Annotated in this window: 18 protein-coding genes; 10 read left to right on the top strand and 8 right to left on the bottom strand. The window is 64.6% G+C overall.

Translation table 11 applies throughout. The annotated features are described in order from the left end of the window. Positions 1 to 6: 6 nt before the first annotated feature. Both ACNFG0_RS01020 and ACNFG0_RS01015 read left to right on the top strand, forming a co-directional pair. Complete coding sequence (locus ACNFG0_RS01020; RefSeq protein ID WP_416763799.1) at positions 7 to 915, top strand: LysR family transcriptional regulator; 909 nt, start codon at positions 7 to 9, stop codon at positions 913 to 915. A 127-nt stretch (positions 916 to 1,042) separates the two neighbouring features. After that, entirely contained in the window at positions 1,043 to 1,195 is a 153-nt protein-coding gene (locus tag ACNFG0_RS01015; protein WP_196143129.1) for a DUF3309 family protein, read from the top strand. Between the two features lie 118 nt (positions 1,196 to 1,313). Here the strand turns inward: ACNFG0_RS01015 and ACNFG0_RS01010 are convergent, their stop codons facing one another. Further along, complete coding sequence (locus ACNFG0_RS01010) at positions 1,314 to 2,045, bottom strand: hypothetical protein (RefSeq protein ID WP_416763798.1); 732 nt, start codon at positions 2,043 to 2,045, stop codon at positions 1,314 to 1,316. A gap of 184 nt (positions 2,046 to 2,229) precedes the next feature. Here ACNFG0_RS01010 and ACNFG0_RS01005 point away from each other — a divergent pair, with 184 nt between their 5' ends. Both ACNFG0_RS01005 and ACNFG0_RS01000 read left to right on the top strand, forming a co-directional pair. After that, a complete protein-coding gene (locus tag ACNFG0_RS01005; RefSeq protein WP_196154395.1) occupies positions 2,230 to 2,736 on the top strand; it encodes a VOC family protein in 507 nt (168 codons plus the stop codon). Positions 2,737 to 2,801: 65 nt separating this feature from the next. Continuing rightward, the gene (locus ACNFG0_RS01000; RefSeq protein WP_196154396.1) at positions 2,802 to 3,557 is read left to right on the top strand and encodes a glucose 1-dehydrogenase; all 756 of its coding nucleotides are present in this window, start codon (positions 2,802 to 2,804) and stop codon (positions 3,555 to 3,557) included. Positions 3,558 to 3,698: 141 nt separating this feature from the next. Here ACNFG0_RS01000 and ACNFG0_RS00995 read toward each other — a convergent pair whose 3' ends face one another. Further along, positions 3,699 to 5,456, bottom strand: a complete 1,758-nt coding sequence (locus tag ACNFG0_RS00995) for an FAD-dependent oxidoreductase (protein WP_416763797.1) — start codon at positions 5,454 to 5,456, stop codon at positions 3,699 to 3,701. Between the two features lie 168 nt (positions 5,457 to 5,624). Here ACNFG0_RS00995 and ACNFG0_RS00990 point away from each other — a divergent pair, with 168 nt between their 5' ends. After that, positions 5,625 to 6,215, top strand: coding sequence for a TetR/AcrR family transcriptional regulator (locus ACNFG0_RS00990; protein ID WP_230390294.1), 591 nt, complete (start codon positions 5,625 to 5,627; stop codon positions 6,213 to 6,215). Positions 6,216 to 6,219: 4 nt separating this feature from the next. Here ACNFG0_RS00990 and ACNFG0_RS00985 read toward each other — a convergent pair whose 3' ends face one another. The 3 genes from ACNFG0_RS00985 to ACNFG0_RS00975 form a co-directional block, all read right to left on the bottom strand. Continuing rightward, positions 6,220 to 6,393, bottom strand: a complete 174-nt coding sequence (locus ACNFG0_RS00985; RefSeq protein WP_196143134.1) for a hypothetical protein — start codon at positions 6,391 to 6,393, stop codon at positions 6,220 to 6,222. 93 nt (positions 6,394 to 6,486) lie between these two features. Next, positions 6,487 to 7,413 carry an alpha/beta hydrolase gene (locus ACNFG0_RS00980; protein ID WP_196143135.1) on the bottom strand — a complete coding sequence of 309 codons (927 nt, stop codon included), beginning with the start codon at positions 7,411 to 7,413 and terminating at the stop codon, positions 6,487 to 6,489. After that, the gene (locus ACNFG0_RS00975) at positions 7,400 to 8,230 is read right to left on the bottom strand and encodes an SDR family NAD(P)-dependent oxidoreductase (protein ID WP_416763796.1); all 831 of its coding nucleotides are present in this window, start codon (positions 8,228 to 8,230) and stop codon (positions 7,400 to 7,402) included. Before ACNFG0_RS00975 ends, ACNFG0_RS00980 begins: the two co-directional genes overlap by 14 nt. 187 nt (positions 8,231 to 8,417) lie before the next feature. On the opposite strand from ACNFG0_RS00975, the gene ACNFG0_RS00970 reads away from it, so the two are divergent. From ACNFG0_RS00970 to nudE, 3 genes are all read left to right on the top strand, one after another. Continuing rightward, on the top strand, positions 8,418 to 9,461 hold the full coding sequence (locus tag ACNFG0_RS00970) for a Rieske 2Fe-2S domain-containing protein (protein WP_196143137.1): 1,044 nt from the start codon (positions 8,418 to 8,420) through the stop codon (positions 9,459 to 9,461). A 139-nt stretch (positions 9,462 to 9,600) separates the two neighbouring features. After that, positions 9,601 to 10,728 (top strand): helix-turn-helix transcriptional regulator, encoded by a 1,128-nt coding sequence (locus ACNFG0_RS00965; RefSeq protein ID WP_196154400.1) that lies wholly within the window; start codon positions 9,601 to 9,603, stop codon positions 10,726 to 10,728. A gap of 94 nt (positions 10,729 to 10,822) precedes the next feature. Next, complete coding sequence (gene nudE, locus ACNFG0_RS00960) at positions 10,823 to 11,374, top strand: ADP compounds hydrolase NudE (protein ID WP_196143139.1); 552 nt, start codon at positions 10,823 to 10,825, stop codon at positions 11,372 to 11,374. A gap of 215 nt (positions 11,375 to 11,589) precedes the next feature. Here the strand turns inward: nudE and nfuA are convergent, their stop codons facing one another. The 3 genes from nfuA to ACNFG0_RS00945 all read right to left on the bottom strand — a co-directional run bounded on the left by nfuA (position 11,590) and on the right by ACNFG0_RS00945 (position 15,748). Continuing rightward, positions 11,590 to 12,174, bottom strand: coding sequence for a Fe-S biogenesis protein NfuA (gene nfuA, locus ACNFG0_RS00955; RefSeq protein WP_043206916.1), 585 nt, complete (start codon positions 12,172 to 12,174; stop codon positions 11,590 to 11,592). Between the two features lie 58 nt (positions 12,175 to 12,232). Next, positions 12,233 to 13,267: an acyltransferase family protein gene (locus ACNFG0_RS00950; RefSeq protein WP_196143141.1), complete on the bottom strand. Its 1,035-nt coding sequence runs from the start codon at positions 13,265 to 13,267 to the stop codon at positions 12,233 to 12,235. A 180-nt stretch (positions 13,268 to 13,447) separates the two neighbouring features. Beyond that, the gene (locus tag ACNFG0_RS00945) at positions 13,448 to 15,748 is read right to left on the bottom strand and encodes a fatty acid cis/trans isomerase (protein ID WP_416763871.1); all 2,301 of its coding nucleotides are present in this window, start codon (positions 15,746 to 15,748) and stop codon (positions 13,448 to 13,450) included. Positions 15,749 to 15,923: 175 nt separating this feature from the next. On the opposite strand from ACNFG0_RS00945, the gene metH reads away from it, so the two are divergent. Together metH and ACNFG0_RS00935 are read left to right on the top strand one after the other, a co-directional pair. Continuing rightward, complete coding sequence (gene metH, locus ACNFG0_RS00940) at positions 15,924 to 19,631, top strand: methionine synthase (RefSeq protein ID WP_416763795.1); 3,708 nt, start codon at positions 15,924 to 15,926, stop codon at positions 19,629 to 19,631. A gap of 252 nt (positions 19,632 to 19,883) precedes the next feature. Then, the gene (locus ACNFG0_RS00935) at positions 19,884 to 20,102 is read left to right on the top strand and encodes a DUF2970 domain-containing protein (RefSeq protein ID WP_416763794.1); all 219 of its coding nucleotides are present in this window, start codon (positions 19,884 to 19,886) and stop codon (positions 20,100 to 20,102) included. The last annotated feature ends 79 nt before the right edge of the window (positions 20,103 to 20,181 follow it).

Genomic DNA, 20,181 nt, shown 5'->3' with positions numbered 1-20,181 from the left:
AACGCCATGCCCAACCGCCTGCTCACCGACCGCCTCGACTGGAACCTGCTGCGCACCTTCCGGGTGATCGGACAGGAGCTGTCCATCAGCCGCGCCGCCGCGCGCCTGCACCTGACCCAACCTGCCGTGAGCCAGGCACTCAAGCGCCTCGAGGAGCAGCTCGGGCGCCAGCTCATCGCCCGCCGCGGGCCGCGCTTCGAGCTCACCGAGATGGGCGAGCAACTGTTCCAGTTGGCCAGCGAGGTGTACGGCCAGATGGCACAGATCGGCAGCCTGTTGGAACGACCTGCCACCGAGTTGGTGGGCAAGGTGCGCCTACTGATGGTCAGCCGCGTGGTCGATGCCGGCTTCGACGAATGCCTCGCCGGCTTCCACCGCCAGTACCCACGGGTGGAGTTCGAGATCGAGGTGATGCGCAGTGCCGATATCGTCGCCGCGCTGCAGGAGAAGACCGCCACCGCCGGCCTGAGCCTCAACCGCCGCCCTCAGCCACGTCTGGAACAGCGGTTGTTCCATCGCCAGCGCTACGCTTTCTTCTGCGGCAAGCACCACCGCCTGTTCGGCCAGCTGGAGGGCGACCTGCAGCAAGAAAGCTTCGTCAGCTTCAGCAGCGACCAGATCGGCGGCATGCTTTCGCCGCTGACTATTTTCCGCGACCAGCAGGGCTTCGCCGGGCGCATCGTCGCCTCCTCGCCGAGCCTTGAAGAAGTCCGCCGCCTGGTGATCGCCGGGTTCGGCATCGGTTGCCTGCCCGAACATGTGGTGGCACCGGATGTGGAGGCCGGGCTGTTGTGGAAGCTGCCGCCCTTGGAAGGGATCGCCGATGTCGATATCCACTTGCTGTGGAACCGTGATCAACGCATGAGCCGCGCCGAAGAGGCGTTCATCGAGGCGTTGCAGGGGTGTCTGGGGTAACGGGGTCGCAGACTGCCGGGCCGACCGGCACGATCGAATGGAATCTTTGGACCAGGCCAAGAGTCGAGATTAGCAAGAGGCCAGCATTGCCGAGCCCCTTTTCCTCGACTGACGCAAGGACTCAACCATGACCACGATCCTCATCATCATTCTGATCCTGCTGCTGATTGGTGGCTTGCCAGTGTTCCCCCACTCCCGCTCATGGGGCTATGGCCCCTCCGGCATCGTCGGTGTGGTGCTGGTCGTGCTGCTGGTGCTGTTGTTGATCGGCTACATATGAGTTGGTCAAGCAATTGGGGCCGCTACGCACCCCATCGCGGGCAAGCCCGCTCCCACACCTGAGGAGCGGGCTTGCCCCGCGATGGGGTGCATGGCAGCCCCATTGAATCAATCGGCGTTCAAGGATGCGCAAGTCTGCGCCGCTGCCGCAGGCATACATAGCCCAACCCCAGCACTGCGATCGCCAACGCCGTCAGCAGCCCCACGATCTCCCGACTGTACCGGCCCATCCAGGCGGGGAAACCGACCAGCTCGCGGTAGACCTGCACATCAGCCGCTCCACCCGCATGCCGGATGCTGATCCCGCCTTGACGGATCAGTGAATAGTCCGAGTCGAAATAGACCCACACCTTGCACGTCCCTTCCCGCCCGATCCCGCCGATCTCGACGGTGCCGGTGGGGGCCTGGACGATGGTGTCGTTGCCCGCCTCGTCACGAATCTGCACCAGCCCCTTGGCTGGCAGGCGGATGTGCACGTCCTTTAGCGGTGCCTGGCCCTTGTTGCGCAGCTCGATGAGCAACCCGGTGCGATGGTCCACAAGCCCTGCCTCGAAAGGTTTGGCGAACAGCTGCAGGTAGGGTGCCTGGGCCAGTTCGACCAGCCTGTCGACCTGCTGGTGACTGAGCGCCCCCTTGCCGATAGCGCTGACCTGCTCGTGCAGGCGCTCGTACTTGAGCAGGTCGTTGGTGGTGCTGATGCGTTCGCTGAACTGGCTCGGGTAAGTCAGGTACGCGTAGGTCAGGCGAGCCTCGAGTCCGCTGTCGTCCTTGAGCAGCGTATACAGCGCTGCGACGGAGGTCGCGACCACCAGCACACCCACGAGGGCTTTCCCGACTTTTTCCCAGCTCACCTTGGCGGTTCCTTCTTTCGCTGTAGGGGGCGATATGAAATGGCCGGCAAAGGGTGCCAAGAACCACCGGTTGTAGCAAGCGCAAGGGCCTTCTGATGCATCGAACCACAATGACACACTTACGTTTTTTTGTGCCATTATAGGCCGTACAAGAATAAATACGTGCCATAGCGAGGCCTGCGCCATGCAAGACAGCTCCCCAAACGCCTTCGACCAGATCGGTTTCGTCGTCGACAACCTCGACCAGAGCATCCAGCACTGGCTGCAACACCTGGGCGTCGGGCCCTGGACCCTGTTTCGCGATATCGAGCTGCAGGGCCACTACCGCGAGCAACCGGTCCAGGTGCGAATGCACGTAGCCCTGGCCTACCGCGGCGACCTGCAGATCGAGCTGATCCAGCCCCTTGGCGACGGCCCTTCCCCCTACCGCGATGCCCGGGGCATGCACCACATGGCCTGGGTGGTCAGCGAACTGGACAGCGCCGTTGCCGGCTTGTGCCAACGCGGCTTGCAGCCGGTGTTCCAAGCCGGCAATGCAGCCACCCGCGTGTGCTACCTGGAAAACCCCGCCGAACCAGGCGTGCTGTTCGAAGTCATCGAAGGCGCAGGCCTGCGCCAGATGATCGACCACGGCATCGCCCAGGCACGCGACTGGGATGGCGAACAGCCGATCCGGGTCGTCGCCGCCTGAGCATTTATCCAATGCCCGCGGCATACCGCCCGGGCTATTTCAAGGCAGTAGAGAGGAGCTATACGATGAGTCGATTGGCAGGCAAGGTCGCGCTGATCACCGGTGCTGCGCGCGGCCAGGGTGCAGCAGAAGCACGGCGGTTCGTTGCCGAAGGCGCGAAGGTGATGATCGCCGATGTGTTGGAACCCGAAGGCCAGGCGTTGGCCGCCGAGCTGGGCGAAGCCGCGTGTTTCCAGCCTCTTGATGTGACCTGCGCCGAACAGTGGCAGGCTGCGGTCGAGGTGATCCAGGCCCGGTTCGGCAAGCTGGATGTGCTGGTCAACAACGCCGCGATCCTGCGCATGGCGCCGCTGGAGCATTGTTCGCTGGAGGATTACCGGCGGGTGATCGAGGTCAACCAGGTCGGCTGCTGGCTGGGCATGAAGTCGGTGCTGGCGGCCATGCGCCAGGCGGGCGGCGGCTCGATCGTCAATGTGTCGTCGACCGCCGGCATGGAGGGCGTGGCGTATGGCACGGCCTATTCGGCAAGCAAGTTCGCCGTGCGTGGCATGACCAAGTCGGCAGCGCTGGAGCTCGGTGCCAGCGGGATCCGCGTCAATTCGGTGCACCCAGGAGGGATCGATACGGCGATGGCGCGACCGCCGGAAATGGCCGACTTCGACCCGGCGCAGGTCTACAAGGGCTTGCCCATCCCGCGTATCGGCCAGCCGGCGGAAGTGGCCAATCTGGTGCTGTTCCTGGCCAGCGACGAGTCCAGCTATTGCACGGGCTCGGAGTTCATCATCGACGGCGGCATGCTGGCGGGGACCGCGTTCGGTTGAGGCGCAGGGGGGCCGCTGCCCCCATCACGGTGGCCTTGATCGCGGGACAAGCCCGCTCCCACAGCCGCGCGGTGCTTGTGGGAACGGGCTTGCCCCGCGATTGGGTCGGCCCTGCCTATGGCAAGAACCGACCCAGCAGCGTCAATGGGTGGCGCCCTCAGCCACTCTTTCGGGCTGTTCGATGGGCACCTGGCGCGCCAGGTGGTTCGCCGCGATATAGCCGAAGGTCATCGCCGGGCCGATGGTCGAACCTGGGCCCGGGTAGGTCTTGCCCATCAATGCCGCACTGGTGTTGCCGATGGCGTACAGGCCCTCGATCACCGAGCCGTCAGGGCGCAATACACGGGCATCGGCATCGGTGCACAGGCCGCCCTTGGTGCCCAGCTCACCGGCATCGATACGCAGCGCATAGTAAGGCGCCCGCTCCAGCGGCCCCAGGCAAGGGTTGGGTCGGCAGTTGCTGTCACCGTAGTAACGGTCGAACAGGCTGGCGCCTTTGCCGAAGTCCTCGTCGACACCCTGGGCGGCCTGTTGATTGAGGCGGCGCACACTCTGCTCCAACCCTGCTGCATCCACCCCGATCTTGCCCGCCAATGCCGCCAGGCTGTCGGCGCGGTAGATCACCTTGTCCAGCCAGCCTTCGGGAATCTTGCTGTCCGGCTGCACCGAGCCTGGCAACAGCACACCGCAGGGGTAGCGCTTGCGGTATTCGGCATCGAAGATCAGCCATGCCGGCACGTTGGCACCGCTGCGCTGCTGGTCGGCGTACATCGCGTAGATGATGTCCGGATAAGGGGCGGCCTCGTTGACGAAACGCTGGCCGTTACCGTTGACCATGATGCAGCGGGGGAACGCCCGCTCGACGAACAGCGCGCGTTGCTTCTCCTCGCCCGGCACGTGCACGGTGGGTGCGCCCCAGGTGTGGCTCATCAACGCCACCCCGGCGCCCTGCTCCAGGCCCACCCGGATCCCATCGCCATTGTTGATCGGTGGTGCGGCGGACCACTGGGCACGGGTCGGGCTGGGCAGGTACTGCTCACGCATGAGCTGGTTGGCCTCGAAACCGCCACACCCCAGGATGACGCCGAATGCGGCACGCACGTTCAACGGGCGGCCCTGGCGTTCGACCAGCACGCCGCTGACCTTGCCGTCATGGCTGTGCAGGGCGCGCATCGGTGCCTGCAACCACAGCTCGATGCCCCGCGCCAACATTGCCGCGCGCAGGCTGGCGACCAACGCATTGCCCAAGGTCAGGCGTCGATCCCGGGGCGTGCGCCGGCGCCAACGCAGGTCAGCCATGTAGCCAAGGCCCAGGCGCGCGGTGAGCCAGAGCCAGCCTGGCTCCTTGGCCAGAATGGTATGGGCTTGCACCTGAGTCATGGCAATGCGCCCGGCGATGAGCGTCGCAGGCGACGGCGCACGCAGGCGCTGGAACTCCTCGCCCAGGCGCGCCGCATCGAAGCTGGCCGGCTCCATGGTGCGATAGCCAGGCTTGCCGCCCTCGCGCTCGGGGTAGTAGTCAGGGTAGCGCGGCACTGCACGGAAGTAGGTCTGGGCCTGCGCGGCCAGGTAGCCGACCATCCTGGGCCCCTGCTCCAGGTAGGCATCCATGCGCGCCGGGTCGTACTCCTCACCGACAGTCGCGCGCAGGTAGGCCTGGGCCTCTTCCCGTGAATCGCTGCCGCCGAGCCCTTCGATCTGGTCGTTGCACGGGATCCAGATACCCCCGCCGGAAATCGCCGTGGTGCCCCCATATTCGGCCGCCTTTTCCACCATCAGGACCGACAGGCCCTGGTCATGGGCCCGTAACGCCGCGGTCATGGCTCCGGCCCCGGAGCCGACCACGACCACGTCGTACACGGCATCCCAGTGCACGGCATGGGTATTGTCATTGTTCATCGATGCACCTCCCCCGTTGGCGGCCATAGGCCGCATGGCATTCCATGGAAAATCACTATGTCACATCTTTTATATTTTGAGTCATTGTGTGTCACAAAAATTTGCAGCCGTGCCATTTGCTGCGACAATCGCGGTCGCTCGAGAACAAACGAATGAAGGTGTGTCGCCATGACCCGACAACTGCGCTGGGGTGACGCCAGCCGAATGGACAGCGCCGAGCAAGGGCGCCAGCAAATCCTGGAATGCGCACTGGCCGCGATGATCGAACTGGGCCCGGACGGTTTCGCCATCGATGACGTGGCCCGCCGCGCCAATATTTCCCGGCGCACGCTGTACCGTTACTTCGCAACCAAGAACGAGCTGGTCCAGGCGGTGATCAGCAGCGAGAACGCCGCTTTCTTCAGCGCCATGCAGGAGCAATTGAGCGCTTTCGAAGACGACTTCGAGCGCTACCTGGAGGAATGCCTGTGCTTCGCCGTGCGCTACCGCGACCAGCATCGGGGTGGTTTTCACCAGGGCTACCTGGCCAAGGCGGCCAGCCCTGAGGTGTTCGCTTACATCCTCGAGGACATCGCGCCGCTATGGCAGCAGGTGCTGGCCGGCCCGTTCGAGGCCTGTGCCGCCCGCCATGGCGGTGCTGCCAACCTGGCCGACTGTATTGCCCTGGTCAGCCGGCTATGCCTGGCCTATTGCCTGGTGCCCGCCGATGAGGTGCAGATCCGCAAGCAGGTACGCCTGTTGCGCCACCTGGGCGCCTGACCGCTCAGGGCAACAGGCGCATCGCGCTGGGCACCGGCATGTAGCAAGGCTGGTAGTTGGGCTGACAGTAATAGGCCAGGCTCAATGGCATGGGCAGGGGGCGTGTCAACGCGGCCACATAGGCAGCAGCGAAGGCACACACGATCAGGGTCAGGCAAAATCTTGTTGTTGTTTTCATGACCATTCCTCTACACAGGAGGGGGATGTATGAAGCCAGACTAGAATTGCCGCGCACCGCCCGCCTCGTCCAAATGGACGAGGCAAGCAACGCTCAGCACAGTGCCCGGCGGATATCGGCGCAGGCGCCCTGCAGGGCACGGGCCGCCGCCTCGACGAACGGCGCCATGCTGACGAACCCATGCACCATGCCTTCGCAACGCGCCAGGCGCACCGCAACACCCGCGGCCTGCAAGCGTTCGGCGAAGGCTTCGCCTTCATCGCGCAGGGGATCGTACTCGGCGGTCAGCAAGGTGGTGGGCGGCAACCCTTGCAGGCGTTCGTCACGCAGGGGCGAAGCCAGGGGGTCGTCCCCCTGCCCCGCGTGCTCCAGGTATTGCGCCCAGAACCAGCCCATCATGGCCCGGGACAACAGGTAGCCTTCGGCGAAGTCGGCATAAGAAGCGCTGTCGCAGGCGGCGTCCGTGACCGGGTAGAACAGGCATTGGTGACGAATGGCCGGCCCCTGCCGCTCACGGGCGAGGCGGCTGACCGCGATGGCCAGGTTGCCCCCGGCGCTGTCACCGGCGACGGCCACGCGGCTGCCGTCCACGCCAAGGGCCTGGGCATGCTCCACCAGCCAGCGGGTCGCCGCGTAGCAGTCCTCGGGAGCCGCCGGGAAGCGTGCCTCCGGCGCCAGGCGGTAGGCCACCGACACCACCACTGCGCTGGTTTCCAGGGCCAGGGTGCGGCACAGGTTGTCGTGGGTGTCCAGGTTACCGATGACGAAGCCCCCTCCATGGAAAAACACCAACAGCGGCAAAGCATCCCGCGCCACCGGGCGATACAGGCGCGCTGCCAGCGCGCCTGCAGCACCTGCGACCTGCAGCTCGCGGACCTCCGCCATGTCAGCGCCCGGCAACGGTGGCATCAGGTTGTCGGCATGCAGGCGGTACTGGCGAGCATCGAGGGTGGCATAGTCGGGCTCGCCCTGGGCAGTGAAGCCCTGCAATACGGCGGCAAGCTGGCTATCGAGCGGCATGGGTCTCTCCTTGTACGTCGAGCATGGCAAAGCGTGGGTTGGTTTCTTCGAGGATGCTACGCAGACGCAGCTCCAGGGCGGGTTTGAAGTCTTTGTGCGGGAGGATCCAGAAACGCTGCTGGGCGATTGCCTCGAACACCAGGGCGGCCAGTTCGCGCGGGGCCATGCCGGCGCGGATGCTGGAATCGAGCATGGCGTTCAGCGACGCCGCCGCGCCCTCGCCTGCCGAATCCGAGGCCATGATGGCACTGGCCACCGGCCCCGGGCACAGCACCGAGACCGACACCGATGCCCCCACTTGCAACAGCTCGTAGTGCAGGGTCTCGGACAATGCCACCACCGCTTGCTTGGTCACGTTGTACGGGCCGAGCATCGGGCTGCTGATCAAGCCGGCCAGCGAAGCGGTGTTGACCACATGGGCCGGGCGCCCTTGCGCCAACAACAACGGCATGAAGCAGCGCACACCGTTGATCACCCCGCGCAGGTTGATGTCGAGCATGCGCTGCCACTGTGCGGCATCGATCTCCCAGCTGTAGCCGGTCTGCATCACGCCAGCGTTGTTGAACAGCAGATCGACCCCGCCGAAGCGCGCCACCGCCGCGTCGCGCAACTGCGCGACCTGTTCGACGTCGCCCACGTCGGTGACGCAGGCCAGCACATCGGCCCCCTGCCCCTGCAGCGATGCGGCCAGGGCCACGAGGCTGCGCTCATCGACATCCGCCAGCACCAGGCGCAGGCCCAGCTGCGCCGCATGCTCGGCAAGGCCCCGGCCAATACCGCTGGCCGCGCCGGTGATCACTGCTACCTGTCCCGCCATCTTGTTCTCCTGCCCGTGGCTGATGGCTGCCAGTAGATCGGCCCGGCTGACGCCGGCCATCGTCCGTTCAGACGATGACCGCTGCGTCACGGGCGGCAGAATCGCCTTGGTACAGCCAGACCTGTCGCCAGTGCCCGCAATGGTGCGAAACCGTCGGCGGCCCCAATACAGCACGGAGAACAACAAGATGAGCACGCTGCACCGTATCGAAGCCAAATTGCTGGAAGACCGCTATGCGCGCGGTTGGCACTGCCTGGGCCTGGCCGCCCAGTACCGCGATGGCAAGGCCCATCGCCTGGATGTGTTCGGCACCCGCCTGGTGGCCTTCCAGGGCGAGGACGGCCAGCTGAACATCCTCGACGGCTACTGCCCGCACATGGGCGCCGACCTGAGTACCGGCTGCATCGAAGGCAACGCCATCCGCTGCCCCTTCCACAGCTGGCGCTGGAACGCCGACGGCGTATGCGACGATATTCCCTACGCCAAGCGCATTCCGCCGCGGGCCAAAATCAAGCGCTGGCCGATCATGGAGCAGAACCACCTGCTGTTCGTCTGGAACGACCCGCAAGGCAACCCGCCGATCGCCGAACAGGCCATCCCGCGCATCGACGCCTGCTACGACGAAGCCTGGGCGCACTGGGAAATTGCCGAGCTGAAGATCGATACCAACTGCCGCGAGCTGATCGACAATGTGGCCGACATGGCGCACTTCGGCACCGTGCATGGCGCGCCGGTCGATGAGTTCAGCAACGTCTTCGAGGGCCACACCGCCTCCCAGATCATGCGGGCGCGCAGTGAACGGCTGTCCGGCGACAGCGAGCTGAACACCGTGGCCACCTACTACGGCCCGGCCTACCAGATCACCGAGATGACCGGCGCCATGGGCGGCCAGCCGATCCACTCGATCTTGCTCAACTGCCACGTGCCGATTGACCTGGACAGCTTCACCCTGCGCTATGGCGTGCTGGTGAAGAAGATCCCGGGGCTGAGCGAGGAAGAAAACCAGGCCATCGCCAAGGCTTATGTGCAACAGGCCCAGGAGGCGTTCTATGAGGACGTGGCCATCTGGCACACCAAGACCCGCGTAGACAACCCGCTGCTGTGCGATGGCGACGGCCCGGTGTATCAGCTGCGCCGCTGGTACGAGCAGTTCTATACCGATGTCGAGCTGCTGGCCGATGATACCCGTGACAGCAAGCAGTTCGTCGTACGCAGCGGCGAACGCGCTTGACAGCGACACCCCTGGCACAGCCCGGCACGGTCTGCTTCGACCGTTGGCCGGGCCTTGCAACATGACATTGCGCGCGGACAAGGACGCCGTTTATGCTCGCCGACGCCAATGCTAATAACAAGAAAATCGGTACCCACCCATGCAGAGTCTCACGCTCGAAGACTTCAGCGAGCTGGTCGGCCAGCTCTACCAGGGCCCCTTGGAGAATATCCCCTGGGTGACCTTCCTCACGCAGCTCAACAGCCTTCTGCACAGCAAGCACGTAACGTTCATCCTGCGCCCGCCCAGCAGCCAGGTCGATGGCCTGATGGTCAGCACCAACGGCACATCCACGGAAGCCACCACCTCCTACAATAAGCATTTCTACGCCCTGGACCCGTTCGTGGGCCTGCCCAACCGCGAGGTGGTCGCCCTGGCCGACTACCTGCCGGAGGCCGAGCTCAAGCAGTCGGAGTTCTTCCGCAACTTCCTGGAGCCAGTGGACGTGTTCCATATCCTGGGCGTGGACATCAACACCAGCGACGGCGCCCAGTGCCGCCTGCGCATCAGCCGTGGGCGCGACGACCCGGCCTTCGTCGACACCGAAAAACACCTGTTGGCGCGCTTCATCCCGCACCTGGAACGCTCGGTCAAGGTGCACATGCAGCTCAACCGCATCGAGACCGAACGCAACCTGTATGCCGGTGCCGTCGACCAAATGGCCGTGGGCACCATCATCCTCGACGAGACCGGTAAGGTCCTGCAGACCAACCAGGTGGCCGAACGGCTGCTGCAGGAGAAGGACGGCATCAAGCAGGTCAATGACGGCCTGCAAGTCGGCAGCGCCCGCGACACCCAGGAATTCCGCCGCCTGGTGCGCCAGGCCATGGTCTCGCAGAAGGGCAACCAGGCCTCAGTGGTCGAGGCCATGCGCGTCAAGCGCCCGTCCGGGCGCGCCGACTTGGGCATCATCGTGCGCTCGGTGCCCCTGGCGGCGTGGAGCGAAGGCAAGCAGTGCCCAACGGTGGTGATCTTCATCAGCGACCCGGAGCAGCAGTCCACGGCGCCTCAGGAAATCGTCCGCGCACTGTTCGACTTCACCCCTGCCGAAACCCAGCTGGCCATGCTGTTGGCCAACGGCCTGACCCTGGACGAAGCCTCGGAGGAGCTGGGCATCAGCCGCAATACCTCGCGGGCGCACCTGCGCTCGACCTTCTCCAAGACCGGCGTCACCCGCCAGACCATGCTCGTGCGGTTGATCCTGCGCAGCGTCGCTACCCTCGGCTGACATGGCCTGGCCGCCATCGTCCGCTCGGACGATGGCAGGTACCGGCAGGCGGCGCACAGTAGCGCTGACGCCTACCGCTTGCAGAGGCCCCGCCATGCGCCAGAGCCCTACCATCCTCAAGACCGAACTGCTGGCCGAAAGCAGCCACTTCCAGATCGAAGCCCTGCACTTGCAGTTCAGCAATGGGCAGCGACGGGTGTACGAGCGCTTGCGCGGCACCGGTTATCGCTCGGTGCTGCTGGTGGCCATGCCTGACCCTGCGCATGTGCTGATGGTTCGCGAATACGCCGTGGGCGTCGAAGGGACTATCCTCGGCCTGCCCAAGGGCGGAGCCGACACCGGGGAAAGCTACCTGGAGGCGGCGCAGCGGGAACTGGGGGAAGAAGTGGGCCTACGTGCCGCCCGCCTGACCGAGCTGGGTGAGCTGACCTTGGCGCCCGGCCATTTGTGCCACCGCTGCCGGGTGGTGCTGGCCGAGCAGCTCAGCCCCTGCAACAACGACGGTGGTGACGAGCCCGAGCCACTGGAGTGTGTGACGGTACCCTTGGCTGAGGTGCCGGCCCTGGTAGCCCGCGGTGAACTGCACGAAGCCCGGGCCATCGCCGCTCTGTTCATGGCCATGGGCGCGCTGGCGCAACGTGCTTGATATCGGCGCCAACCCCATCGCGGGACAAGCCCGCTCCCACAGAGGGGCGGCGCTAGCCGCTTGTTCTCTGCGCGACAGCGCAGCCCAAAGTGCTGGGTAATCTCCTACAAGATCGGAGCCCCGTCCGGCCCAGGCGCGAAGCCGCTTCTGCAGGAGCGGCCTTGTGCCGCGAAAGGGCTGCACAGCAGCCCCAGGATGTTGACCTGCGAACAGGATCAGTAGTACGCGTTTTCCTTGTTGCTGTGGTCGGTCACGTCGCGCACGCCCTTGAGCTCCGGGATGCGCTCGAGCAAGGTGCGCTCGATACCGTCCTTGAGGGTAACGTCAGCCTGGCCGCAGCCCTGGCAACCGCCACCGAACTGCAGCACGGCGATGCCGTCGTCGACCACATCCACCAGGCTCACGGCGCCGCCGTGGCTGGCCAGGCCCGGGTTGATCTCGGTCTGCAGGTAATAATTGATGCGCTCGTTGAGCGGGCTGTCCTCATTGACCATCGGCACCTTGGCGTTCGGCGCCTTGATGGTCAGCTGGCCACCCATGCGGTCGGTGGCGTAGTCGACCAGCGCATCCTCGAGAAACGGCTCGCTGACCGCGTCGATGTAGGCGGTGAAGCTCTTCAGGCCGACGGCGGTGTCGTCGGGCTTCTCTTCGCCCGGCTTGCAGTAGGCGATACAGGTTTCGGCGTACTGGGTACCCGGCTGGGTGATGAAAATACGAATGCCGATACCCGGAGTGTTCTGCTTGGAGAGCAGATCGGCCAGGTAATCATGGGCGGCGTCGGTAATGGTTATAGCGCTCATGGAAGTTCCTCACAGACTTGCGGCCAAGTGTACGCCAACCTGGCCTTCGAACAAAGTCCTAGTATTTGACTCGGGAAAGCGCAAACGCCTGCCGCTGGTCCCCGCGTGCCTGCAGCCAAGCCTGCAGGCGACGGTGCAGACCACGCTCGAGCCACTGGTAGCTGAGCCACGACATGAGGCCAATGGACAGCACGCAGACGGCGAACACGCCGTAGGGGTCCAGGTTCAGGCGTTGGCTGGCGAACCAGCCGCCATAGAGCACCAGCACATGCATCAGATACACCGAATAGGAGCAGTCGCCCAAGGCCTTGAGCGCCCGGTTGCCATGGAAATACGGCTCGAGCGCGACGAAGGCCAGCACCACCAGCGCACTAGGCAGGCCCCAATGAAGCAGGCGCACCGAGGCATCCAGGTGGTAGAGGGCGAAGCCGGCCAGGCCCAGTACCACCAGCGGCAGCCACAACCCTTCGCGTACCAGGCCCCGGCGATACAGCACGCCAATGCCGATGCCCAGTAGGAATTCATAGATGATGCCGTTGTTGTAGAAGCGGCTGAGCACCCCGACCCGCCCCAGCACTTCGCTGACCAGCAACAGCGCACCGGTCACCAGCAGCAAGTGGTGGCGCCGACGCACCAGGAAGGCCAGGCCGAACAGCAGATAGAAGAACATTTCGAAGTTCAGCGTCCAGCCGACGTTGAGGGTCGGGTACAAGCCGTAGCCACCGGGGTTCTCCGCCGGAATGAACAGCAGCGACAGCACCAGGTGCTGCCAGTCGAACACCTGGTGCGGCATCCAGCGGCTGGCCACCAGCATCAGCGCGCCCATGAGCAGGGTGTAGAACCAGTAGGCTGGTACGATGCGCAACACCCGGTTCAGCAGAAACTGCCCGGGCGCCATAGGTTTGTCGCGGGTCGAAAGATAGATCACCAGGCCACTGATGACGAAGAAGATGTCCACGCCAACGGCGCCGCGTTCGGCAAGCAGTTGGCCGACAGGGCCAGTGGCGTGGAAGTCGAAGAAAATCTGCATGAAGTGGTGGCACACAACCACCCAGGCGGCGAACGCCCGGAGAGCCTGAAGCGAATACAGCATGTCGGTTCCTGCGGTCCTGGTGCATTGAGGTTCTGGCGCATGCTCGCTCGATCGCGGGGCAAGCTCGCCCCCACAGCCTTGTAGGAACGGGCTTGCCTCGCGATTGGGTTGCAACCGGAACCACCCAGGGGTCGGACCGCGGCAAACCGGGAAAGGTCAGGCGCCTTCCCCGGCAATCGATCAAAGGTTCTCGTAGCGGTTCATGTCCAGCACCCCCGCCTCCACCGGCTCGGTCTCCTTGATGAAGGTGTTCAGGTCATGGAAGTAGCGCCAGAACTGCGGGTGGCTGCGGCGCACGCCCCAGCGCTGGACGATCCGTTCGAACTTGGCGGTGTCGTCGCGGGCAGCTTCCATGTCTTCGACGAACTCCGGCACGTCCCGGGCAGGGATGTTGAAGATGAAGTTCGGGTAGCTGCTGAGCACGCCTGGGTACAGAGTCAAAGTATCCAGCCCCGGCTGGTAGCGGTAGGCCTCGCCCAGCAGGAAGGCCACATTGCTGTGGGCGCGGTTGCGCAGCAGGCTGTAGACCTGGCGCTGGCCGCCCTGCCCTTCGATGCGCAGCATGGTCGCCTCGGGCAACTGGCCGATCACCTTGAGCCCTGCGGCCGGGCGCGATACCAAGCGGCTGAGGCTTTGCTCGGCATCCTGGAACTCGGCGGTCATCTGCGCACGCGAGCAATGGGCGCCCTGGCAACGGTTGATCGGGTCAGGGGCGGCATTGAGGCTGCCGGTACGCTGCAGCAGCTTGAGGCCGAAGTCTCGCTTGGGATGCCTGGCATCCAGGGCGAGACCGCTCGGGGTGCTGGTGTCGATGTCTTCGTAGTCGAGCCACATCTTTACCTTGCCGCTGTTCTGGTACCAGTCGCCGAGGATCTCGCCACGCTGGTCGGCCGGCATCAGGCGCAGGAAATTGACCTCGGCGCCATTGCGGATCAGGTCGAAGTACAGGCGTGTCTGCAATTGGTGCGAAACGTTGCCGAACACGTCGAAGTTCACCGCCAGTTGGTAATAGGTGCGCTCGAACAACGGGTAGTCGAACAGCCAGATGGTCAGCGGCACGTCACCGATCAGGCCCTTGCTCACCGCAGCGCTGTCGAAATGACGGAAGATGGTCAGCAACGCATTGTCGTTGCCGGCCCACAAGGTGGACCAGCTCGGTGCCGGCATTTCGGCGTAGGCCTCGCGGCGCAGCTTCTCGTACTCGTTGCGCTTGTCGCGGTAGGCGTGCCAGAGGCTCAGCACGCTCCCCACATCGTCGATCTGCCCGGGCATGGCCAGCAGCGGCGTGGCCTCGCCGCGGTACTGGGCATCGGTGACATAGCGATCGTGCGCCGGCTCCTGGAACAGTGCCCAGAAGTTGTCGCGGATCACATCGGTGGCGATCTGCCCACGGCACACCGGGCCGCGGATGAAAGTGCGCACGAAGTACTCGGCGTTATCCAACATGAACTGGTAGCGGGCCACCGCTGGGATCGCCTCGAAGGTCTCGAAGGGGTTGGAGCGGTGGCGCGGGCCATAACCGGGCAAGGCCGTAGCGTGCCAGTCGCCGCTGTAGAACAGCTGCTTGACCCGCTTGAGCTTCTGCGGGCCCATTGGGTAGGTGATGTGGGTCTTGTGCACGATCACGCCCTGCACCGGGACCAGGCGATAGTAGAAGTCGGTGCCCGGAGGGTCGTTGGGGCGACGCGTGGCGATCAGGTCGACCGGCTGGCCGCTGGGCGTGCGCGAACGCACCCATTGGAAGAAGTGGCCCGGCTCACCGCCGACGAAATGGATGTGCGCCAGGAACAGGTGCTCGTACAGCCAACGGCCGACGAGCGCCTCGGTAGAGCCGGGGCGGTTGAACAGCTCTTCCCATTCGGCGATTTGCCTGGCTTCGACCGGGCTGGGTTGGACCGGCTGGTATTCGACCGGCGCGCCGGCGGCCAGCCAGCGCTGCATGGTTTGGTACTCGGCGTCGGTCAGGCCGGTGACCGCCAGCGGCATGCCTTCCTTCGGGTGGGCGCCGGCATAGGCATCGAACTCATGGGGCAAGGGGCACATGTTGTTGCGGTTGAGCCCCAGGACGATGTCCTCGGGCAGCTTGGCATTGGGCGTGAGCGGGGTCTTGTGGCCCAGTTCGAGCATGCGCGCCATCAGCGCCGCCTGGCTGCCCTGGCTGTCGAGTACCGAATAGAAGCCCTTCTTGCGCCAGGCCTCCTCGCTGTGGGCATCGTAGAACAGGCGCGTGGTAGGCACGGCCTTGCTGCGCTCGCCTTGGTACACCGGGGTTTTGGAGGCCCCGCGCACCGCGCCCTCGGGCGCTTCCAGCTTGAGCTGGCAGGCGGCGTCATTGCAAGCGTGGCAAGCCACGCATTTCTCGGTGAAGATCGGTTGGATGTCCCGGGTGTATGAAATCGCCGGGCTCGATTGGGAAGCTTGCCCGGACGCCACGCCGCTGATCAGCAGGGCGAAGGCGCCAGCAAGTAAACGATGCACCATGTGCCGAATGTCCTGGTTCTTGAAAGCCATCACGATTTGCCTGTCCGGTCCCTGGGTGCTTGCTACGTGCCCGTCAACATGAACGAAATTCATGCAAATGGCCAACACGTCTAAAATCCGTGCAGCTTTGTTATTATTCAGCACCTTCTGAATTTTGCCCGACCAGGTAGTTCCTATGTCCGACCGCAGCGCTCGTTTACAAGCACTCCAGCACGCACTCAAGGAGCGCATACTGATCCTCGACGGCGGCATGGGTACTATGATCCAAAGCTACCGTCTGGAGGAACACGACTATCGTGGCACGCGCTTCGCCGATTGGCCAAGCGACGTCAAGGGCAACAACGATTTGCTGTTGCTCACCCGCCCCGATGTCATCGCCTCGATCGAGAAGGCCTACCTCGACGCCGGTGCCGATATCCTCGAGACCAACACCTTCAACGCCACGCAAATCTCCCAGGCCGACTACGGCATGGAAGCGCTGGTGTACGAGCTCAACGTCGAAGGTGCACGCATCGCCCGCCAGGTCGCCGACGCCAAGACCCTGGAAACCCCGGACAAACCCCGCTTCGTCGCCGGCGTGCTCGGCCCGACCAGCCGCACCTGCTCGATCTCGCCGGACGTCAACGACCCGGGCTATCGTAACGTCACCTTCGACGAACTGGTGAAGAACTACACCGAGGCCACCCGTGGCCTGATCGAAGGCGGCGCCGACCTGCTGCTGATCGAGACCATCTTCGACACCCTCAACGCCAAGGCGGCGATCTTCGCCGTGCAGCAGGTGTTCGAGGAAGACGACGTCGAGCTGCCGATCATGATCTCCGGCACCATCACCGACGCCTCCGGTCGCACCTTGTCCGGGCAGACCACCGAGGCGTTCTGGAACTCGGTGCGCCACGCCAAGCCAATCTCGGTGGGCCTGAACTGCGCTCTCGGCGCCAAGGACCTGCGCCCGTACCTGGAAGAGCTGGCCACCAAGGCCGACACCCACGTCTCGGCCCACCCCAACGCCGGCCTGCCCAACGCCTTCGGCGAATACGACGAAACCCCGGCGGAAATGGCCGCGGTGGTCGAGGAGTTCGCCGCCAGCGGCTTCCTCAACATCATCGGCGGCTGCTGCGGCACCACGCCGCCGCACATCCAGGCCATCGCCGAGGCCGTGGCCAAGTACAAGCCCCGTCAGATCCCGGACATTCCCAAGGCCTGCCGCCTGTCGGGCCTGGAGCCGTTCACCATCGATCGCCAGTCGCTGTTCGTCAACGTCGGTGAGCGCACCAACATCACAGGCTCCGCCAAGTTCGCCAGGCTGATCCGCGAGGAGAACTACACCGAAGCCCTGGAAGTCGCCCTGCAACAGGTCGAGGCCGGCGCCCAGGTGATCGACATCAACATGGACGAAGGCATGCTCGACTCGCAGGCTGCCATGGTCCGCTTCCTCAACCTGATCGCCGGCGAGCCGGACATCTCACGCGTGCCGATCATGATCGACTCCTCCAAGTGGGAAGTGATCGAGGCGGGCCTCAAGTGCATCCAGGGCAAGGGCATCGTCAACTCGATCTCCATGAAGGAAGGCGTCGAGCAGTTCAAGCATCATGCCCGCCTGTGCAAGCGCTACGGCGCCGCAGTGGTGGTGATGGCGTTCGACGAGGTCGGCCAGGCCGACACCGCCGCGCGCAAGAAGGAAATCTGCCAGCGCAGCTACGACATTCTGGTAAATGAAGTGGGCTTCCCGCCAGAAGACATCATCTTCGACCCGAACATCTTCGCCGTGGCCACCGGGATCGAGGAACACAACAACTACGCCGTGGACTTCATCGAAGCCTGCGCCTACATCCGCGAGCATCTGCCGTTCGCCTTGTCGAGCGGCGGTGTGTCCAACGTGTCGTTCTCCTTCCGTGGCAACAACCCGGTGCGCGAGGCGATCCACTCGGTGTTCCTCTACCACGCCATCAAGAACGGCCTGACCATGGGCATCGTCAACGCCGGCCAGCTGGAGATCTACGACGAGATCCCCGCCGCGCTGCGCGAAAAGGTCGAGGACGTGGTGCTCAACCGCACCCCGCACGGCACCGACGCCTTGCTCGCCATCGCCGACGACTACAAGGGCGGCGGCGCGGCCAAGGAAGTGGAAAACGAAGAATGGCGTGCCCTGCCGGTTGAAAAGCGCCTTGAGCACGCGCTGGTCAAGGGCATCACCGCCTTCATCGTCGAGGACACCGAGGAGTGCCGCCTGCAATGCGCGCGCCCCATCGAGGTCATCGAGGGCCCGCTGATGAGCGGCATGAACGTGGTCGGCGACCTGTTCGGCGCAGGCAAGATGTTCCTGCCCCAGGTGGTCAAGTCCGCCCGGGTGATGAAGCAGGCCGTGGCCCACCTGATCCCCTTCATCGAGGCCGAGAAAGGCGACACCCCCGAGGCCAAGGGCAAGATCCTCATGGCCACGGTCAAGGGTGATGTGCACGACATCGGCAAGAACATCGTCGGCGTGGTGCTCGGTTGCAACGGCTATGACATCGTCGACCTGGGTGTGATGGTGCCGGCGGAAAAGATCCTGCAGACCGCCCGCGAGCAGAACTGCGACATCATCGGCCTGTCCGGCCTGATCACCCCGTCGCTGGACGAGATGGTCCACGTTGCCCGCGAGATGCAGCGCCAAGGCTTCGACCTGCCGCTGATGATCGGCGGCGCTACCACCTCCAAGGCGCACACCGCCGTGAAGATCGAGCCCAAGTACAGCAACGATGCCGTGGTCTACGTCACCGATGCCTCGCGCGCGGTAGGCGTAGCCACCCAACTGCTGTCCAAGGAACTCAAGCCGGCCTTCGTCGAGAAGACCCGCCAGGAATACGTGGAAGTGCGCGAGCGCACCGCCAACCGCAGTGCCCGCACCGAACGCCTGGGCTACGACCAGGCCATCGCCGCCAAGCCGCAATACGACTGGGCCGGCTACACCCCGGCGGTGCCCTCCTTCACCGGCGTCAAGGTGCTGGACGACATCGACCTGCGCGTGTTGGCCGAATACATCGACTGGACGCCATTCTTCATATCCTGGGACCTGGCCGGCAAGTTTCCGCGCATCCTCACCGACGAAGTGGTCGGCGAGGCCGCCACGGCGCTGTACAGGGACGCCCGCGAGATGCTCGACAAGCTGATCGACGAGAAGCTGATCAGCGCCCGGGCGGTGTTCGGCTTCTGGCCAGCCAACCAGGTCGCCCATGATGACATCGAGGTGTACGGCGACAGCGGCGAGAAGCTGGCCACTCTGCACCACCTGCGCCAGCAGACCATCAAGCCGGACGGCAAGCCCAACTTCTCCCTGGCCGACTTCGTCGCACCCAAGGACAGCGGCCTGACCGACTACGTCGGTGGCTTCATCACCACCGCTGGCATCGGCGCCGAGGAAGTGGCCAAGGCCTACCAGGAGAAAGGCGACGACTACAACTCGATCATGGTCAAGGCCCTGGCCGACCGCCTCGCCGAAGCCTGCGCCGAATGGCTGCACGAGCAGGTGCGCAAGCAGTACTGGGGCTATGCCAAGGACGAGCAGCTGGACAACGAGGCGCTGATCAAGGAGCAGTACAGCGGCATCCGCCCTGCCCCGGGTTACCCGGCCTGCCCGGACCACACCGAGAAGGCCACGTTGTTCCGCCTGCTCGATGGCACGGCCATCGGCCAGACCGGCCCAAGCGGCGTGTACCTGACCGAGCATTTCGCCATGTTCCCCGCAGCGGCGGTCAGCGGCTGGTACTTCGCCCACCCACAGGCCCAGTACTTCGCCGTGGGCAAGGTCGACAAGGACCAGATCGAGCGCTACAGCGCGCGCAAGGGGCAGGACGTCAGCGTCAGCGAGCGCTGGCTGGCACCGAATCTGGGTTACGACAGCTGATCGCACACGGGGCTGCTTCGCAGCCCAATCGCGGGACAAGCCCGCTCCCACAGGGGGACCAGCGCTAGCCGCTTGTTCTTTGCGCGACAGCGCAGCCCGGAAGGGCTGGGTGATCTCCCATAGAACAACGCATAACTTTTTGATTTTGCAGGTCCTTGTGGGAGCGGGCTTGTCCCGCGATTGGGGCTCAGCGAGCCCTTCCAAACACCGGTCTACACTGTCCCTGATTGCCTCTGTTTCCAGGAGCCCTTCATGGACGACAAAGACCCAGGCAAAGCCCCCACCTTCTGGCAGATGCTGCACAGCATCCTCGCCGCCGCCTTCGGCGTGCAAAGTGGCAAGAACCGCGCCCGCGACTTCACCCATGGCAAGGCTAGCCATTTCATCGCGCTCGGCACGTTGTTCACGCTGGTGTTCATCCTGATTCTGATCGGCCTGGTGCAGTTGGCCCTACACCTCACCGCCCGCTGAAACGCAAGCCGCCCGCGGATGTCCCTTCCGCAGGCGGTTCTGGGTTTCACTCACGGTCTGAAGAAAACGGCGTTACTGG

This window comes from Pseudomonas sp. NY15372 (assembly GCF_048068215.1).
Lineage (GTDB): Bacteria > Pseudomonadota > Gammaproteobacteria > Pseudomonadales > Pseudomonadaceae > Aquipseudomonas > Aquipseudomonas guariconensis_A.
The sequence above is the reverse complement of the archived record's forward strand: the minus strand, read 5'-3'. Positions and strand labels throughout refer to the sequence as shown.

What these genes read in the sequence shown, in the direction of transcription:
- ACNFG0_RS01020 (WP_416763799.1), top strand. Translation starts at nt 7, where the DNA reads ATGCCCAACCGCCTGCTCACCGACCGCCTCGACTGGAACCTGCTGCGC.
- ACNFG0_RS01015 (WP_196143129.1), top strand. Translation starts at nt 1,043, where the DNA reads ATGACCACGATCCTCATCATCATTCTGATCCTGCTGCTGATTGGTGGC.
- ACNFG0_RS01005 (WP_196154395.1), top strand. Translation starts at nt 2,230, where the DNA reads ATGCAAGACAGCTCCCCAAACGCCTTCGACCAGATCGGTTTCGTCGTC.
- ACNFG0_RS01000 (WP_196154396.1), top strand. Translation starts at nt 2,802, where the DNA reads ATGAGTCGATTGGCAGGCAAGGTCGCGCTGATCACCGGTGCTGCGCGC.
- ACNFG0_RS00995 (WP_416763797.1), bottom strand. Translation starts at nt 5,456, where the DNA reads ATGAACAATGACAATACCCATGCCGTGCACTGGGATGCCGTGTACGAC.
- ACNFG0_RS00990 (WP_230390294.1), top strand. Translation starts at nt 5,625, where the DNA reads ATGACCCGACAACTGCGCTGGGGTGACGCCAGCCGAATGGACAGCGCC.
- ACNFG0_RS00985 (WP_196143134.1), bottom strand. Translation starts at nt 6,393, where the DNA reads ATGAAAACAACAACAAGATTTTGCCTGACCCTGATCGTGTGTGCCTTC.
- ACNFG0_RS00980 (WP_196143135.1), bottom strand. Translation starts at nt 7,413, where the DNA reads ATGCCGCTCGATAGCCAGCTTGCCGCCGTATTGCAGGGCTTCACTGCC.
- ACNFG0_RS00975 (WP_416763796.1), bottom strand. Translation starts at nt 8,230, where the DNA reads ATGGCGGGACAGGTAGCAGTGATCACCGGCGCGGCCAGCGGTATTGGC.
- ACNFG0_RS00970 (WP_196143137.1), top strand. Translation starts at nt 8,418, where the DNA reads ATGAGCACGCTGCACCGTATCGAAGCCAAATTGCTGGAAGACCGCTAT.
- ACNFG0_RS00965 (WP_196154400.1), top strand. Translation starts at nt 9,601, where the DNA reads ATGCAGAGTCTCACGCTCGAAGACTTCAGCGAGCTGGTCGGCCAGCTC.
- nudE (WP_196143139.1), top strand. Translation starts at nt 10,823, where the DNA reads ATGCGCCAGAGCCCTACCATCCTCAAGACCGAACTGCTGGCCGAAAGC.
- nfuA (WP_043206916.1), bottom strand. Translation starts at nt 12,174, where the DNA reads ATGAGCGCTATAACCATTACCGACGCCGCCCATGATTACCTGGCCGAT.
- ACNFG0_RS00950 (WP_196143141.1), bottom strand. Translation starts at nt 13,267, where the DNA reads ATGCTGTATTCGCTTCAGGCTCTCCGGGCGTTCGCCGCCTGGGTGGTT.
- ACNFG0_RS00945 (WP_416763871.1), bottom strand. Translation starts at nt 15,748, where the DNA reads ATGGTGCATCGTTTACTTGCTGGCGCCTTCGCCCTGCTGATCAGCGGC.
- metH (WP_416763795.1), top strand. Translation starts at nt 15,924, where the DNA reads ATGTCCGACCGCAGCGCTCGTTTACAAGCACTCCAGCACGCACTCAAG.
- ACNFG0_RS00935 (WP_416763794.1), top strand. Translation starts at nt 19,884, where the DNA reads ATGGACGACAAAGACCCAGGCAAAGCCCCCACCTTCTGGCAGATGCTG.